Annotated in this window: 1 pseudogene; it reads right to left on the bottom strand. The window is 79.0% G+C overall.

The annotated features are described in order from the left end of the window. Nucleotides 1-406: pseudogene (locus tag ACFV2S_RS04180) on the bottom strand (DNA-binding response regulator); the annotation flags it as partial. Nucleotides 407-625 lie beyond the last annotated feature (219 nt).

Here is a 625-nt window from a genome sequence, read left to right as displayed (position 1 = left end):
GGCTGTACGTCCGCGCCGACATGCCGAGCCGGGCGGCCGCCGTCTCGTCCGTGACCCCCGACAGGAGGGCGTCGAGCACCGGGCGCAGCTGCGCCGGCAGATCACGGGGCGGCGGCCCGGGCGGTGTCGCGTACGCCGGCTCCTCGGCCGCCGCCCAGCAGGCGTGATGCACGCGGACGAGGGCCTGCACGACGACCGGGTCCCGGATCAGCAGCAGCCCGTTGTACAGCAGTTCCAGATCGAGCGGGATCGCGGCGACCGTCCGGTCGACGAGGATCATCTTGAAGGGGATGGCCTCCGCGAGGCGGGCCCGGCCGGGGATCCGGAGCCCTCCTTCGAGCCGGTGCAGCGCGTGCCGCGGGACGATCCGTCTGACCTCCTCGGCCCGCTCCACCGCGGCCCGCATGCACGCTCCCGCCAGCTCCAGGAACGGCTCGGGGATCGCGAAGCCCGTGGACGCGACCGGGTCGTCGAAGGTCAGCAGTTCGTGCCGGGTGGAGGGGGGCCCCCCCCCCCCGGGGGGGGGGGGGGGGGGCCCCCCCCCCCCCCCGCCCCCCCCCCCCGCCCCCCGCCCCCCCGCGGCGCGCCGCGGCGCGCCCCGCGCGCGCGCCCCACCACCCCCCCC

This window comes from Streptomyces sp. NPDC059695 (genome assembly GCF_042733785.1).
Lineage (GTDB): Bacteria > Actinomycetota > Actinomycetes > Streptomycetales > Streptomycetaceae > Streptomyces.
Note: the sequence above shows the minus strand (reverse complement) of the source record. Positions and strands in the feature narration are given on the sequence as shown.